This window comes from Paenibacillus sp. MMS20-IR301 (assembly GCF_032302195.1).
In the GTDB taxonomy this organism is placed as follows: Bacteria; Bacillota; Bacilli; order Paenibacillales; family Paenibacillaceae; genus Paenibacillus_AQ.
On sequence record NZ_CP135275.1, the window covers coordinates 150,743 to 166,605 of the forward strand.

General features: G+C 51.2%; 16 protein-coding genes. 12 read left to right on the forward strand and 4 right to left on the reverse strand.

Going from position 1 to position 15,863, the window contains the following annotated elements; translation table 11 throughout:
• Positions 1 to 6: 6 nt before the first annotated feature.
• Positions 7 to 1,233 (forward strand): tRNA uracil 4-sulfurtransferase ThiI, encoded by a 1,227-nt coding sequence (thiI, locus tag LOS79_RS00585; RefSeq protein WP_397386767.1) that lies wholly within the window; start codon positions 7 to 9, stop codon positions 1,231 to 1,233.
• A 36-nt stretch (positions 1,234 to 1,269) separates the two neighbouring features.
• On the opposite strand, the gene LOS79_RS00590 is transcribed toward thiI, so the two are convergent.
• The gene (locus LOS79_RS00590) at positions 1,270 to 1,974 is read right to left on the reverse strand and encodes a TerC family protein (protein ID WP_397386720.1); all 705 of its coding nucleotides are present in this window, start codon (positions 1,972 to 1,974) and stop codon (positions 1,270 to 1,272) included.
• A gap of 135 nt (positions 1,975 to 2,109) precedes the next feature.
• On the opposite strand from LOS79_RS00590, the gene LOS79_RS00595 reads away from it, so the two are divergent.
• The 6 genes from LOS79_RS00595 (at position 2,110) to LOS79_RS00620 (ending at position 7,748) form a co-directional block, all read left to right on the forward strand.
• Positions 2,110 to 2,769 (forward strand): TerC family protein, encoded by a 660-nt coding sequence (locus tag LOS79_RS00595; RefSeq protein WP_315415515.1) that lies wholly within the window; start codon positions 2,110 to 2,112, stop codon positions 2,767 to 2,769.
• 200 nt (positions 2,770 to 2,969) lie between these two features.
• Complete coding sequence (locus LOS79_RS00600) at positions 2,970 to 3,482, forward strand: hypothetical protein (protein WP_315415517.1); 513 nt, start codon at positions 2,970 to 2,972, stop codon at positions 3,480 to 3,482.
• Positions 3,483 to 3,675: 193 nt separating this feature from the next.
• Positions 3,676 to 5,520 carry a translational GTPase TypA gene (gene typA, locus LOS79_RS00605; RefSeq protein WP_315415518.1) on the forward strand — a complete coding sequence of 615 codons (1,845 nt, stop codon included), beginning with the start codon at positions 3,676 to 3,678 and terminating at the stop codon, positions 5,518 to 5,520.
• A gap of 178 nt (positions 5,521 to 5,698) precedes the next feature.
• Entirely contained in the window at positions 5,699 to 6,001 is a 303-nt protein-coding gene (locus LOS79_RS00610) for a YlaH-like family protein (protein WP_315415519.1), read from the forward strand.
• Positions 6,002 to 6,083: 82 nt separating this feature from the next.
• A complete protein-coding gene (locus LOS79_RS00615) occupies positions 6,084 to 7,199 on the forward strand; it encodes an LCP family protein (RefSeq protein ID WP_315415521.1) in 1,116 nt (371 codons plus the stop codon).
• 96 nt (positions 7,200 to 7,295) lie between these two features.
• Positions 7,296 to 7,748, forward strand: coding sequence for a pyridoxamine 5'-phosphate oxidase family protein (locus tag LOS79_RS00620; RefSeq protein ID WP_315415522.1), 453 nt, complete (start codon positions 7,296 to 7,298; stop codon positions 7,746 to 7,748).
• Between the two features lie 137 nt (positions 7,749 to 7,885).
• On the opposite strand, the gene LOS79_RS00625 is transcribed toward LOS79_RS00620, so the two are convergent.
• Complete coding sequence (locus tag LOS79_RS00625) at positions 7,886 to 8,461, reverse strand: YhcN/YlaJ family sporulation lipoprotein (protein ID WP_315415524.1); 576 nt, start codon at positions 8,459 to 8,461, stop codon at positions 7,886 to 7,888.
• Between the two features lie 104 nt (positions 8,462 to 8,565).
• Between LOS79_RS00625 and LOS79_RS00630 the strand changes: the two genes are divergently transcribed.
• Together LOS79_RS00630 and LOS79_RS00635 are read left to right on the forward strand one after the other, a co-directional pair.
• Positions 8,566 to 9,897 (forward strand): PhoH family protein, encoded by a 1,332-nt coding sequence (locus LOS79_RS00630; protein WP_315415525.1) that lies wholly within the window; start codon positions 8,566 to 8,568, stop codon positions 9,895 to 9,897.
• 483 nt (positions 9,898 to 10,380) lie between these two features.
• Complete coding sequence (locus LOS79_RS00635; RefSeq protein ID WP_315415526.1) at positions 10,381 to 11,613, forward strand: extracellular solute-binding protein; 1,233 nt, start codon at positions 10,381 to 10,383, stop codon at positions 11,611 to 11,613.
• Here the strand turns inward: LOS79_RS00635 and LOS79_RS00640 are convergent.
• Together LOS79_RS00640 and LOS79_RS00645 are read right to left on the reverse strand one after the other, a co-directional pair.
• The gene (locus LOS79_RS00640) at positions 11,605 to 12,657 is read right to left on the reverse strand and encodes a coiled-coil domain-containing protein (protein ID WP_315415527.1); all 1,053 of its coding nucleotides are present in this window, start codon (positions 12,655 to 12,657) and stop codon (positions 11,605 to 11,607) included. The two genes, LOS79_RS00635 and LOS79_RS00640, sit on opposite strands and share 9 nt — an antisense overlap.
• Positions 12,658 to 12,928: 271 nt before the next feature.
• Positions 12,929 to 13,165, reverse strand: a complete 237-nt coding sequence (locus tag LOS79_RS00645) for a DUF2626 domain-containing protein (protein ID WP_039304209.1) — start codon at positions 13,163 to 13,165, stop codon at positions 12,929 to 12,931.
• A 345-nt stretch (positions 13,166 to 13,510) separates the two neighbouring features.
• On the opposite strand from LOS79_RS00645, the gene LOS79_RS00650 reads away from it, so the two are divergent.
• The 3 genes from LOS79_RS00650 (at position 13,511) to LOS79_RS00660 (ending at position 15,758) form a co-directional block, all read left to right on the forward strand.
• Positions 13,511 to 14,161: an RsfA family transcriptional regulator gene (locus tag LOS79_RS00650; RefSeq protein ID WP_315415532.1), complete on the forward strand. Its 651-nt coding sequence runs from the start codon at positions 13,511 to 13,513 to the stop codon at positions 14,159 to 14,161.
• Between the two features lie 223 nt (positions 14,162 to 14,384).
• Positions 14,385 to 15,365, forward strand: a complete 981-nt coding sequence (locus LOS79_RS00655; RefSeq protein WP_315415533.1) for a ketopantoate reductase family protein — start codon at positions 14,385 to 14,387, stop codon at positions 15,363 to 15,365.
• Positions 15,366 to 15,371: 6 nt separating this feature from the next.
• Positions 15,372 to 15,758: a DUF3397 domain-containing protein gene (locus tag LOS79_RS00660; protein WP_315415534.1), complete on the forward strand. Its 387-nt coding sequence runs from the start codon at positions 15,372 to 15,374 to the stop codon at positions 15,756 to 15,758.
• The last annotated feature ends 105 nt before the right edge of the window (positions 15,759 to 15,863 follow it).

Sequence of the window (15,863 nt, forward strand, 5' to 3'; positions counted from 1 at the left end):
GCGGACATGCTGCTGCTGCGCTTCGGGGAGTTTATCCTGAAGGGGAAGAACCGCAGCCGGTTTGAGCGGACGGTGTTCCGCCATGTGAAGGCGATGGTTAAACCATATCCGCGTGTAGTACTGAGCAAGGAATTCGGGCGGATTTATGTTGAACTGAACGGAGAGCCGGGCAGGGAGCTGGCAGAAGCACTGAAGAATGTTTTCGGAATTGCTTCAATCAGCCCGGTGAAGGCGGCACGGTCGGATTTCGATGATATACTGGCCGTCAGCCGGAACTTCCTGAATATTATTGCCCCGTCAGCAGGAACAACCTTCAAAGTTACTGCCCGGCGGGTCTGGAAGGAATTCCCGTTCGGCTCCATCGAGATGAACAGGCTGATTGCCACGCCGCTTCTGCAGGGCTACTCCGGTCTGGTCGTCGATGTGAAGTCTCCGCAGCTGGAGCTGAAGATTGAGATCCGTGAGGAGCATACTTATATTTTCTGTGAAAATATTGCCGCTGTCGGCGGATTTCCGCTCGGCACGAACGGCAAAGCCATGCTGCTGCTCTCCGGCGGTATTGACAGTCCGGTGGCCGGCTGGTCCGCTATGCGCAGGGGACTTGAGGTCGAGTGTGTACATTTCTACAGCTATCCGTATACAAGTGAGCTTGCCCGGCAAAAGGTTGTAGACTTGACCAGGGTGCTCTCCCGCTATTCCGGGGTGATTAAGCTTCATCTGGTGCCATTCACAGAGGTGCAGACCTCATTTGCAGGCATCGGCCAGGATAATCTGATTATTACGCTGATGCGCCGGGCGATGCTGCGGATTGCCACCACTCTTGCTGAGCGTGAAGGGGCACTTGCCCTGGTTACCGGCGACAGCCTGGGACAGGTAGCCAGCCAGACACTGCCGAGTATGAATGTTATCGGCCGGGCTACGGATCTGCCCTTGCTGCGGCCGCTGGTGATGATGGATAAAAGTGAGATTATCACCATTTCCCAGAACATCGGCACGTACGACCTGTCCATTCTTCCGTATGAGGACTGCTGTACGCTGTTCGTGCCCAAATCTCCGACAACCAATCCGAATATGCGGATTATTGAGAAGATTGAAGCTACACTGCCCCGCTATCAGGAACAGCTCGATGCTGCAGTAGCCGGGACGGAGACAGTGTCCATTACCCCTTATGGCGACGAGACACCAAGTGATGTAGTTCAGATACAATCCGGAATACGGGAAGACTGGTTCTGATGTCCTGACAGACTAAACGGGGCGTTATGCCAGAGGTTAACCGGGTGTGCCGCTGCCCCTCACACCGCTGTGCAGACGTCGGCGTTTCCGGTGGCCGGCAGCGAGAATACCGGCAATGACCAAGGCAATGAACAGGGCGTGGAGCAGCGGATGCTCTGCGAAGTATGGGGCAATCCGCTGCTCGCCGGCAATCATGCCGGAAGCAGTGAAGCCGAGCACGGCAGAGCCGAGATAGATGATGGAGGGGTACCGGTTAATTAGCTTAATGAATAATGTACTGCCCCAGACAACGATCGGGACGCTGATCAGCAGGCCCAGCACCACCAGGGTTATATTGTGCTTGGCAGCACCGGCGATGGCGATTACGTTATCCAGGCCCATCGCCGCATCAGCTATAATGATCGTCCGGACAGCAGCCCAAAGTGTGCCTCCGGCCTGCACCTCCGTTTGGGTAGTGTCTCCGGCCAGCAGCTTGAAGGCAATGATGATCAGCAGCAGTCCGCCAAACAGCAGCAGCCAAGGCACCTTGAGCAGCCATACGACAAGAATAGTCGCAATAATCCGCAGAACGACAGCGCCGCCGGTGCCAAGCAGGATAGCTTTCCTCTGTGAGCCTCCTTGCAGATTACGCGCAGCCAGACCGATTACGATGGCATTATCTCCGGCCAGAATCAAATCGAGGAAAACAATATGCAGCAGCGATAAAATGAAATCCGTAACGGATGTGTTCAATTCGGTCACTCCTATTTTTTACAGACATTTTCCGGCTATAGTTTTGTATACGCGGGAATGGTGCCGCTCATTCATGATTTAGAGGCATAGCTTGTCACCCTTGGGCATACATGTAGTTACATGGAGTTCAGGGAGGTTGAGACAATGGATTCGTTAGTGCTGCTTGGGGAAATACTGATGATCAATCTGGTGCTGAGCGGAGACAATGCAATGGTCATTGCGATGGCCAGCAAAAATCTGCCGGAGAAGCACCGCAAGCAGGCTGTCTGGTGGGGTGCTGCCGGGGCTGTCGGACTGCGCTGTATACTGACCTTTGCCGCCGTGCTGCTGCTCAAAATTCCTTATATTGAAGCCGGGGGAGCCATACTTCTGCTCTGGATCTCCTTCAAGCTGCTGCTGGAGGAAGAAGAGGAGCTTAAGATTGAGGGGAGCTCCAGCGTGTGGAGGTCGGTAAGGACCATTCTGCTGGCAGACTTCATCATGAGCCTGGACAATGTGCTGGCGATTGCCGGCCTTGCCAAGGGGGACCTCGCTTTAATCGTGATCGGGATTGCCATCAGTATACCGATTGTTGTCTGGGGCAGCGGGATTATTGTCGGCTGGCTGCACCGTTTTCCGGTACTGGTATTTATCGGAGCCTACATTCTGGCCTATACGGCCGGCAATATGCTGCTGCAGGATGCCAAATTCGGTGCGGTCCTCTCCTTCCTGCTGCCTACAATCCACTCGATGCTGCCGGTTATTCTGGGAATCATTGTAGTATTAACTGGCATGTTCAAGCGGCGTATAGTATCTGCAGGATAAGAAGCGGCAATAATAGAGGCTGTACCAAAAGCTGGAAGGCTTTGGTGCAGCCTCTTTGTGCATTTACCCGGAGAACACGAAGAATGATGGTGTTTTAATTATTTTTCAGATAAAATATAAAAGAATCCTGCCGCCGAATCCGTCTGCTGAAGTGACGAGGGCCAGAGAAAAGACACGAATTTTGAAGGGATGGGTGAAAGATGTCTTCCAAAAACGACATGAAACTGGGTGTGTTCATCGCTGCCGCCGGTATCGTAATTTTATTCGGAAAGCTGGGGGTATTCGGATTTCTTGGACGTACCTTGTGGCCGCTCGTTATTCTGCTTCCGGGCCTGTTCCTGCATGTGCTCTTCTTCACGCGCCGCGCTTCTGCCACTGTGCTGCTTCCGGCGGGCATTTTAACGGTATACGGCCTGCTTTTAGGAATATGCAATATGTGGGGCTGGGGACTGATGAGCCATTTATGGCCGCTCCTCCTGCTGGGGATCGCTGTCGGCCTGTATGAATATTCCTTATATTCTTCCGGAAGAAACGGGGGGCTGACCACAACGGCGGTTATCCTTGGACTGCTCAGCCTGGTGCTCTTCATCTTCACCTTACTCGGAACTGGTGCATTATATCTGCTTGGGGCTGTTCTGATTGCTGCGGGCCTATGGCTGATGCTCGGACGGGGCAGAGCGGGGAAACGCAAGAAATGGAATGGCGGCTGGTAAATTAGAAAAATTAAACGGAGTTGGCAACGTTTTTTTCATGAAAAGACTTGCTTTTCATACTGCTTTCAAGATACTATTATAGATATGTTGGAGCGTCGGGTTTCTGCCTGGCGCTTCTTTTGTGAGACTGCCGTGACATGCTATGAATTTAAACATTTTTAATTTGATAAATGAGAGGATTTGGATACAAATCATGCATTCAAGAAAAGATATCCGCAATATTGCAATCATTGCCCACGTTGACCATGGTAAAACAACACTCGTCGATCAGCTTCTCCAGCAATCAGGGATTTTCAGCGCGCACGAGCACTTGCAGGAACGGGCCATGGACAGCAACGACCTGGAGCGGGAACGCGGAATTACCATCCTGGCTAAAAATACAGCAATTACCTATAAAGATTACCTGATCAACATCGTTGATACCCCTGGACACGCCGACTTCGGCGGTGAAGTAGAACGTATCATGAAGATGGTTGACGGCGTACTGCTGGTTGTAGATGCTTATGAAGGCTGCATGCCGCAGACGAAGTTCGTTCTGCGCAAGGCGCTTGAACAGAATCTTACCCCAATCGTTGTCGTGAACAAAATTGACCGTCCGGCTGCGCGTCCGAAGGAAGTTATTGATGAAGTTCTCGACCTCTTCATTGAGCTTGAAGCCAATGACGATCAGCTTGAATTCCCGGTTGTTTACGCTTCTGCCCTTAACGGCACGTCGAGTATGGAAGCTGAGAAACAGGATGACAACATGCTTGCCCTTTACGAAACTATCGTTGAACATATCCCGGCGCCAACCGAGAAGGTTGAAGAGCCGTTGCAGTTCCTCGTAACCCTGATGGATTACAATGAATACCTTGGCCGTATAGCTATTGGCCGTGTGAACCGCGGTATCATTAAGCAGGGTCAATCGGTTACAGTCATTATGCGTGACGGTAAGAGTAAGACCGCGCGTATCGAGAAGCTGTTCGGCTTCCAGGGGCTGAAGCGTGTTGAGACTGAAGAAGCTGGCGCAGGCGACATCGTAGCTATTGCCGGTATCAAGGATATCAACATCGGTGAGACCATTGCCGATCCGCAGCATCCTGAAGCGCTGCCTGTCCTGAAGATCGACGAGCCTACTATGCAAATGACGTTCCTCGTGAACAACAGTCCGTTCGCCGGTAAAGAAGGCAAATGGGTAACCTCCCGTAAGCTGCGCGAGCGTCTGTTCAAAGAGCTGGAAACGGATGTCAGCTTGCGTGTAGATGAAACAGATTCCCCGGATGCCTTTGTCGTATCCGGACGCGGTGAGCTTCACCTCGGGATCCTGATCGAGAATATGCGCCGTGAAGGTTATGAAATGCAGGTTTCCAAGCCTGAGGTTATCGTTAAAGAAATTGACGGTGCCAAAATGGAGCCGCTCGAGCGTCTGATGATCGATGTTCCGGAAGAAAGCATGGGCGCTGTTATGGAAAGTCTGGGAACACGTAAAGCCGAGATGGTTAACATGATCAACCACGGTACCGGCCAGGTCCGCCTGGAGTTCCTGATTCCGGCACGCGGACTGATCGGTTATAATACGCACTTCCTGACGCTGACCCGTGGCTATGGTGTAATGAACCATGCCTTTGATAGCTATGCTCCGCTGATCGGCGGACAGGTTGGCGGACGTCACCAGGGCGTACTCGTATCAAGCGAGACCGGCAACTCCACATTCTACGGTATGATGGGCGTAGAAGACCGCGGTATCCTCTTCCTGGAGCCGGGTACAGAAATCTACGAAGGTATGATCGTTGGTGAGCATACCCGTGATAACGACATTATCGTTAACATCTGTAAGGAGAAGGCATTGACTAACGTGCGTTCTGCCACTAAAGATGAAACCGTGAAGATGAAGACTCCGCGCATGTTCTCTCTTGAAGGTGCTCTTGAGTACCTGAATGATGATGAATATTGTGAAATTACACCTAAATCCGTTCGTCTGCGTAAAAAGATCCTGAATAAGGGTGAGCGCGAACGTGCAGAGAAACAGCGTAAGGCGGCGCAAGCCAGCCAAGCGTAAGCTGTTGCCTGATAAGCTGCCGGATACCCCTCCGGCGGCTTTTTTTATTTTTTTGCGGAGTGTGCTTGGAATGATTTCGTGCGGGAGATCTTTCAAATTGCAGGGATATAAAGCAGTATAAAAATGCTGCAGATGATATAATGTAAGCGATACTTAGATCCGGGAGGAGTGACGAGCTGTGCAGAGCTGGTTCGCTGAGCATCCAATTGTCGCTTACATTGTCATTTTTATTCTACTGACTTATGTGTATAACCGTGTATTTCGCGTCAATCAGAAGCTGCCGGTCGGCAAGGAAATCGTGCTCTATATTATGATGGCCATTGGCTCAGGCATGCTGCTGATCTTCCAGCATGACAAGCTGCCGATTATCCAGTGTCTGCTGGTGGCGGTTGGCCTGATGCTGCTTGTCCGTGTCCGCTACCTGGCAGAGGCCCGGCAGAAGCGGAAAGCCGCAGCAGCAGATGCCGTGAAGCGGCAATAGGCGCAACTTTTGCACCTTCAGACCGTCTATCTTAATACAACGTAACTTAATTCCAGCAGAATGAAGAGGACCTGATTCCATTATGAGTAATAACAAGGGCAGTCTGCCACCCAGATCGAACGGCCAGCCGAGAACCAACAGACAGCAGCCCAGAACCGCTGCGGCAACGCAAGCTGCCAGACCCAAAGCTAAATCAAATAAGAAAAAGCCTAAGAAACGCGGACCCTTCGCCAGAATGATGAGACTGCTTCTAATTCTCCTCCTGGTTGCTGTAATTGCGGCACTGGGTTATGCAGGATACCTGTACTGGAAGTTTGATCAGGGCGGGTTTGGAGTAGACCAGCCTGTTCAGGCAGGGCAAGCAGCTTCTGAGAAGCCGCTGACCATGCTGCTGCTGGGCACAGATAACCGTCCGAAGCACCCGTCGAACCTGACGGATGTCATTATGGTTGCTGCGCTCAATCCGAAGACCAAATCAGCTACTGTGGTCTCACTGCCCCGCGATACTTACGTAGAGCTGAGCGGATACAAGAAGACGAAGATCAATGCATTTTATTCCCGGTTCAAGGGTAAGGAGAAGACTTCCGGTATTCTGGCCGAGGATGAAATGAAGACGATGATGGGCAAATATCTTGGCATTGAAGTCAATTATGCGACTGTGCTTGATTTCCAGGGCTTCCGGGATATCGTGGATGAGTTCGGCGGAGTAGACGTTAATATCAGCCAGAATATGTGTTATACGGATAGCGTGGACGGAACGAACATTAATCTGAAGCAGGGACCGGCACAGCTGGACGGAGATAAAGCGCTTGATTATGTGCGTTACCGTAAATCCAATTGCAGCCCGCAAACCAAGCCTTCGGATGATTTTGACCGTAATAAACGCCAGAGTGAGGTGCTTAATTCGCTGATCTCGCAAATGCAGTCCCTTGGCGGCGTGCTCAAAATCGGCCGAGTACTGGATGCTGTTGACGATAATCTGGAGAGCGATATTGAAAATGCGCAAATTAAGAGTATGATTGCCACCTATTGGGACATCTCCAAAGCAGATGTCGAATTTGTGCCGGTTGGCGGAACCTGGCGCAGTCCCTATGTATATATTAACGATAAAGAGCTGGAAGCCGCCAAGAAGAGTCTGCAGGACCGGATTGCCGGTGTTTCTGCATCCGAAGCTTCTGCTGCGTCAGACAGCCCGTAAGAGGCAGGAAACAATCTACAAATTGAATGCAAGTTTCATGCTGTGCTATAATATAATTAATTAAATGCATTCACGCTGCATAGGGGGCCTCTAATCATGTCCGAAGCCGTTGCTCAGCTGAACGAAACTTTGCTTGCTATGCTGCAGTCGGAAACCTTTGTTCTGCTAAATACTGTGGATGCGGAATCCGGCGGGCCTACGTCTACTGCAATTTCCTGGATCTATGCAGTAAGCCCTTCTACTCTGCGACTGGCGGTAGACCACCGTTCGAGACTCGTAAACAACATGAAAGTGAATCCGATGATCACCGTTACGGTATTTGGTGAGGGAACGGTTCATGCCATCAACGGGCGTGCTTCAGTGAAGCAGGACCCGCTGTCTGATGTCCCTTTTAAGATGTGCTGTTTTGATGTTGAGATTGAAGCGGTCCGCAATGCGCTGTTTTATGGCGCCCATCTGGAATCCGCTCCGAAATATGCTAAGGTATACGATGCGCGTGCGGCTGAGAAGCTGGACGGACAAGTGTTTGCCGCCATGCAAAAAGCCTAGTGTGACATCACTAGGCTTTTTTTGCAAGAATTTATATGTTTTGGGGTCCCCGCAAAGTACCTGAGTCACCTCGAAGCCAAAGCCCCACTTTATGGGGGGATTTTGTCTCTATTTAGACTTTTGGCGGATACTGGAATTTATTGTCCGTTGCCTTGCGGTTTGGTATCCTCCGGCAGCTGAGGGATAATCCGGCCGATGATATCGGCCATTTCGGAGGCAAAGCCGGAAACGGGATTTCCCTTGGAAATATGCTTGCCCATCTCGGCCAGTCTGCTGGATAAATCCATGTCGGCTGTAACCAGGGCTCTTACGCCTTTCGGGTCCTTACGGATCGCTTCGGCTACGGAGTATTTCACGCTTCCGACCCGCGAACGGGTAAGGGACCCGTCGACATCGATGCCGACCACCGCAATGTTGTTCATTACGACACAGTGGGCTCCGTTTACTCCCGGAACTCTTTTGGCTAATTGTTCAAAATGATCCTTAAGTGCAACTTCGCTTTCACCGTTTACGTCAGAAGGTTGTCCGCCGTCCGGCGTGGGTTTGAGGGCATTCTTCCCGTCTTCGGACAAAGTGCGCACCTCATGGTTCCCCTGGCTGCTCAAAGCCTTGGAAGACTGTTTATCCTGAGGAGAGGGTGATGTCTCTTTATTAGCGATACCGCAGCTTGTCAGCAGCAGCAGTACCAGCAACAGACACATTGATTTTCTCATATGTGCTTACTCCTTTCAGCCATGAATCATTGTTTAACTTATCTTGCCCCTGCTGAATAGAGTTATGTATGATCAATCAAACCAGGCGCTGTGGAGGGGATTACATGAAAAAGATATTCGTACTAGACACTAACGTGCTACTGCACGACCCCAATTCGATTTTTGCTTTCAAGGCGAATGAAGTTGTCATTCCCGCTGTAGTCCTGGAAGAAATCGACTCCAAGAAGCGTAATGCCGATGAAATCGGCCGCAACGCCCGCACCGTGTCACGTTTGTTAGACGGACTCCGGGAACTGGGCCACCTGCACAGCGGTGTGGTACTGGAGCATGGAGGAACGCTGAAGGTAGAGCTTAACCACCGCAGCTTCGTAAAGGTACAAGAAATGTTTGGTGAAATTACGAATGACAACCGCATTTTGGCTGTTGCACTCAACTATCTCCACGAGGAGAATGAAAAGGCTGAACCCAGCCCCGTGGTACTCGTAAGTAAAGACGTGCTTGTCCGCATCAAAGCGGATGTACTCGGCATAACCCCGGAGGATTATTTGTCCGACCGCACCGGAGATTTAAACGAGCTGTATTCCGGCTGCCAGTCGCTGATGGTTCATCCTTCACTGATTGATGAGTATTACAGTCACCGCCACTTGTCCGTTAAGCAGCTGGCTTTGTCCTATCCGCTGTACCCGCACGAATTCATCATCCTGAAGGATGAGATCGGCAGCGGTAAATCCGCCCTGCTGAAGGTGAACGGGGATGCCACCCGCCTGGAGCCGCTATATCTCGGCAATGATGCGGTGTGGGGGATCAGCGCCCGCAATGCCCAGCAGCGGATGGCATTGGAACTGCTGCTGAATGATGATATTCCGCTCGTAACCATTACAGGGAAGGCCGGTACAGGGAAGACACTGCTGGCGCTTGCCGCCGGGCTGTTCAAGGTTGAAGATGAGCATAAGTACAAAAAGCTGCTGATTGCCCGTCCGGTTGTTCCGATGGGGAAGGATATCGGATATCTGCCGGGTGAGAAGGATGAGAAGCTCCGTCCGTGGATGCAGCCGATTTATGATAATCTCGAGTTCCTGTTTGATACCAAAAAAGCAGGGGACATTGATAAAATACTGATGGGCCTCGGAAGCATCCAGGTGGAGGCGCTCACCTACATCCGCGGACGCTCCATTCCGTCGCAGTTCATTATTATTGATGAAGCACAGAATCTGTCCCGCCATGAGGTGAAGACGATTGTCTCCCGGGCCGGTGAGGGCAGTAAGGTTATCCTGATGGGTGACCCGGAGCAGATCGACCATCCTTATCTGGATGCGGCGAGCAACGGGCTTAGCTATATTGTTGAGAAATTTAAGGCACAGGGCATCAGCGGCCATATCACACTTGAAAAAGGTGAACGTTCGCATCTGGCTCAGCTGGCTGCGGATTTGCTGTAGCAGCTCCAAGGGTTGGATACACATTTTTTTATCACTGCAGCCCGAAAAATCAACTTACAGAACCCGCTCTTCAATCGGCAGTCCGCCGGTTAATAAGCACAATCACGGCCGGGAGATGACCACTCCCGGCTTTTGTCTGCCCCGCTCCGGAACGGCAGGGAGGTCAGGCTGTAAGAGCTGAGCCGATATGGCGGGAGCACCGGAGGGGAATTTTGGAACTGGAGGAGCGGGAGCGTCCGCCTTTGTCTCCGGATTTCAACCGCGCACAGCGGTCCAATTGAAGAAATCTGGAGACAACAGCGGCCGGAAGTCCAAATATTCACCGCAGGTGCGAATACCGCCCAACCGGCGGCCCGTTCTTCAAACGATTCACCTCACAACGTTCACACCTATATAATAGAAAGAGAACGGTTTCACAAACGCAGACAACGGCCTATATGTCTGCTAAAATGAGGAAGATAAGGCTAGAGGAGGAGAGAGCACGTGCTGAGACGCAAAAACTATTGGCTGCTGTTTGCCGTTCTGCTGCTGTCGCTGACAAGCTTGTCGCCCAGCATGGAGCTGGATACGGATGACCGGGGCTATCCCCCCAGACAGCCTCTGGACCAATCGGAGCGTCCCCCATCCGGTGAGCAGGGGGATAACCAAAGCCTGAGCATCCGCGTATCGCTCAGCACCGGTGAATTCAATGTGCTGAAACGGATCAGCAGCAATTATACGTTGTCCAGCGGAGTGAATGTGCTGCTTACAAATGTGGATACCGAAACAGGCGCGGCCCAGCTGCAGGAGGAGCTGACTGTCGGGGAAAGCCCGGATATTGTGATGCTGGACGGCCACAGCATTTATGATCTGGCCTCGCGCGGGTATCTGCTGCCTGTAGATATCTATCAGAGTGTTCCTGGAAGTACGCCGCTGACGATGCTGCTCCCGCAGATGCAATGGAACGGATATGATTGGGGAGTTCCGCTGGATATTGATCCCTATGTGCTGGTATATTCACCGCAGCGGCTTGCCGAGCTGGGGCTTGCAGCAGCGCCTTCCAGTCTGGAAGAGTGGAGAGAGCTGCTCGGGCGGCTGCAGGCTGAGGAAGCAGGGGGCAGCTATCTGCTGGCAATGGATACAAGGAATCCGTACGGATATGCTGCTGTACTGCAAAGTATGGGCGGCGGATTGCTGGACACTACACAGGAAGAGGCGCTTTGGACAGAGGCTGCGCGGGGATTCTTTTATCTGACCAGCCGCTTCAACGGGGAGATATGGGACATGCTGCAGGACGGCAAGCTGGCAGTAGCTGCGGTGCCGCTCTCCGAATGGAAGGTGCACGGGAATTCGACGCTGGCTGTGCAGGCGCCGCAGGAACGGGAGGGAGCGAGGATTGATGAAACGGTCAACAGCCGTTTTCTTGCACTGCCGGCCCAATCCGGGAGTCCGGAAGCAGCAGTTAAATGGCTCGCTTATGTGACTTCCAGCTCGGCGCAGCTGGAATGGCTGGAGAATACGGACCGCCTCCCGGCACTGGATGAGCTGTACCGCTCGGGCCTGCCGCAAATTACCCGGCTTCCGTTTGATTACGGAGTATTCCTGAGAGACGAAGATACCCCCGGGAGTGAACCCGGAGGTATCTGGAGCCGGTCAGCGGCAGCGGCAATGCTGCTGCTGACCGGCAAAGTGGATGCCGCCGGCTATGAAGCAGCCCTTGCCGGGACATCAGAATGAGAGGGACAGCTTCACATGGAGCACACCGTCCATGCTGGATACTTCAGTAGCACGCAGGAAGGAGACGATTTTCGCCGGATAAAAGCCGAGATCGAATTCTTCCTCCAGCTCCTGCCGGGTTGTATCCGGCAGCTGTAATCCGTTAAATACAATACTGTCCACATGAAAGATCAGGCCGTTAACCGGCTCGTCTTGAATCGTATAATGGCCAGTGAGACTCAGCGACAGGCCTCCGCTTTTGCCGCTGGCCGTAATCTCGTTATCCTTGAACGCAAAGCCGAAATCCTTGAACAGCTTATTCTGTGAAACCAGAAATTCATTCAAATCCTCTTGGCTCAGGGCAAGATTGTAAGTCATCCCCTTGCGCACCAGCACTCCGTCACGATTCTGCACAAACTGCGGCAGATGCTTCATCGCGGACGATAACGCTTTGAAATAAGTGCGCACCTCGTGAATCCCGATGTTCTCCCAATATTTACTGAACTCCTCCAGCAGCAGCCCCATACGTTCCGGATCGGTACTGGCCCGAATGCCCCCTTCAATCTGCTCATTTAGGGCAAGCACACGTTTCTGCTGCTCTTCCAGCGCTGTTTTGAGCTCTGCAAGCTCGGCAGAGCTGCGTTCGGCAGCTGTAAGTGTAGCCTTCAGTTCTTTATATTGTGCCTCATACGCCGATAGCGTTTCCTTGTCGCGCCCCATTATAATCTCGTAGTAATCAAACAGGGCAAGCATCCGGCTGATGCTTTTGGCGGACAGGAAGGCAGTAAGCAGGCCGTCACGTTCTCCCATATAGTAAGCCCGGACAACTGCGCCGGCACGCTCCTGCTTATCGGCAATGGCTGTTTGCTGTGCCGCTGCCTGCTCCTTCAGCCCGGCAGCTTTACGCGCTAACGTCTGCTGCTCTGCCGTAATCCGGACAATCTCGCGTTCAATTTCTGCAGAAGAGAGGGTCTGCTCCAGCAGTCTGCGGGTCTCTTCATTATCCGGGATCGAAGGCGCTGCGGTGCTGGCCCCGGTATCAGGACCGGCGGCAGACAAATACACAGGCGGAGGCAGCAGGAGAAGGGTGCAGGTGAGTATGAGCATAATTGTAAATGAACGGCGAAAGGAATTGCGGAATAACACCACATCACCACCTTGAATAAAGTATAAGTCAGGTATGTACTATTAATATGATTCGGCCTGTTAAAATATCATACCCTGTTTTGGCCCCGTGGAACTACAGCCGGACAAACAAAATATCCCCGCAAGCAGATGCTTTACGGGGAGCCCCAATATATAAGTCGGAATTCAAAGTTTCATCCATGACTATGCGTTACAGCGGCAAGCCCATCTGGAAGACCGTCCAATAACTGAAGCCGGTAAAAGTCAGGATCATATAACCCCAGAAGAGCAGAATGTAAGTTTTCTCGGTGAATTTCATGTAGCCAAGGATCACAAAAAATGCGGTCTGCAAAAAGAAAAGCAGGGCCATTTCCGTAAGGTCACCGGCAAAAGCCATAAGTCCGATGACAAGTGTGAAAAATCCCAATACGCGAAACATGCGGTCCAAGAGAAAATCCCCCTTCCAGTATGAATCCGGCTGTAGCTGCTTACTCTCCATTATAACGGCTCACAAAAACACTGTAAACGAATTCATTGAAAAAAATAGAGTTTTTTATAAAAATTATGATTTTTATTATTGACACAAGCTATTCTCTCGGAAATGGAGAATTTATAGCATAACAAGTATGATGTGCGGGCAAATTGGCAATACAATTTAGTATCAAATAGATTCTATGAACTCTGATAGAGGCATAGAAATGGAGTAAGCAGCTTTTATCCCTATTCACCACCCGGCGGAGCTGCCGGTTCTGAAGATGGTTATTTCATGATGTTGTTAGGAGGGTTAGGCTTTATGACAGCCGTTAGACAGGATGCTTGGAGTGCGGAAGATGATCTGATATTGGCAGAAGTAACGCTGCGTCATATCCGTGAAGGCAGTACACAGCTTGCTGCTTTCGAAGAGGTAGGTGAGAAGATCGGCAGAACTTCGGCTGCCTGCGGTTTCCGCTGGAACAGCTGCGTGCGCAAGAGTTACGAGGATGCGATCGGAATTGCCAAAGGCCAGCGGCAGAAGCGGAGTTATTTGAAAAAACAGCCTGCATCCCGGGGGGCGCAGGTAGCCGGGCTGATTCTTGGAGACATTGAAGAGGAATACGGGCGTGCTGAAGGGTTGAGCGAGAACAGCTTATCCGTTGATGCTGTAATCCGGTTTCTCCGGCAATGGAAAGGATCCATTCAGGAGGCTGGCCGCCAGCTGAAGATGCTGGAGCGGGATTTGCGTGAGAAGGAAGATGAATTAACTGAGCTTAGGGCGGAGAATGAACGGTTATCCAAGGAAGTTAATCTCGCCCAGAGTGATTACCGTGTTGTCAATGATGATTACAAGGCGCTGATCCAGATCATGGACCGGGCCCGCAGACTTGCTTTTCTCAATGAAGAGGAAGAGGAAATGAAGACCCGGTTCAAGATGGATGCGAATGGCAATCTGGAACGGATCGAATAGCAGTTGAATCCCGCAAATCCTGCAATCCGGTGCCCGACAGCACTGTGGCTGCAGGATTTTTTGAAAAATAAGAATTTATATGTTTTGGGGACCCGCAAAGTACCTGCGTCAACCTCGAAGCCAAAGCCCCACTTTGTGGGGCTATTTGTTTTGTTTTTGCCTTTGCCGGGACAGGCAGGATATAATTAGGAAAATTATCGGAGGCCGGGAGGTTAGTGCTCGCATGAAGTTCGATATTATTGGTGCCGGATCATTAGGCTTGCTTCTTGCCGGAATGCTAGCAGGTACAGGAGCGGAAGTCAGAGTGTGGTGCCGGAGCCGGCAGCAATGCGTGGAACTGGCCCGCAGCGGCATAACGGTCAGCTATGAAGATGGCAGCGCGGCTGTATCTGTGCCGGGCAGCAGCTTCAAAGCTGAGACTGTGGAGCATTATGCGCAGGCGCAACTGGCCGATCCAGGTGACTGGACACTGCTGACGGTCAAGCAAAAGGTGGTGCACGGGGAATTCAAAGCGCTTCTGTCTCCATTGAAGCACTGCAGGCTGAACATGGTTTGTTTTCAGAACGGCTGGGGACATCTGGACTTGCTCCAGGAGCTGCTTCCAGCGTCTGCAGTATGGGCGGCTGTAACCACAGAAGCAGCCAAAAGAAAAACATTAACAGAGGTTATTCATGCTGGCAGAGGAGAGCTATGTATAGGAAGAAGCAGCCAGTTTACAGCAGATGGGGGGCTGGATGGGCAGAATTCCTTTAATGAAAACGCATTTAGTTTCGTTCAGGCGCTTGCCGCAGCAGGATTTAACGCCTCTCTGTCGAAAGAAGTGGATACCATCATTTACCGGAAGCTCTTAATCAATGCTGTTATTAATCCTCTAACCGCAATCTGGCGGGTCCCAAACGGCGAATTATTGGCATCATCAGAGCGTGTGCAGATTATGAAGGCGCTGTATACAGAGGCAGTACAAGTATACGATGCCAGCGATATCTCTTATGATCCGCATACCTGGGAGGCTATTCTGGAGGTTTGCCGGGCTACAGCGGGCAATATTTCTTCGATGCTGGCCGATGTGCTGGCCTCAAGGGAAACAGAAATCAGCTGGATTAACGGAAGCATTGTAAATATGGGGCTGCGGCGGGGGCTTGAGGTTCCGCTGCACCGCTGGATTTGCGGTCTGGTAGACGGCATGACTGTGAGGGAGAGGTGAGGCTGTTTGGAATTTCTGCGGAATTCGTTCGGCGTCTTTAGCGTTATTCCGATTGTTCCTTTTTTAATTGTATATTTTGCGGGTATCGGTCTCAAAATAGAGAAAAGGAAAATATTTTTACTTGCAATGGATGTAACTACATTATTTTTACTGATGTCGGTGTCCGGTCTGTTTAATATCGTATTTGATTCGACTTTCGGGTTCTATCTTATACTACTTATTGTATTAATATCCGCCGGACTGATTGGCGGTGCGCAAAACCGGCTCAAAGGAAAGGTTGACGGAAAACGGTTATTCCGGGCAGTTTGGCGTCTTGCGTTCTTCTTTTTGGGTGTAAGTTACGTATTATTTATGGTTATAGGCCTCATACAATACATATCACAAGCGATGTAATGTTCCACTGCTCCGGTGAAGCGGCAGCGTCACAAAACTTTAAAGATTTAAAAAAAAGTCGTTTTCAGAAAATATAGCTCTAGATTTTTTTGACCACTGGTTGTA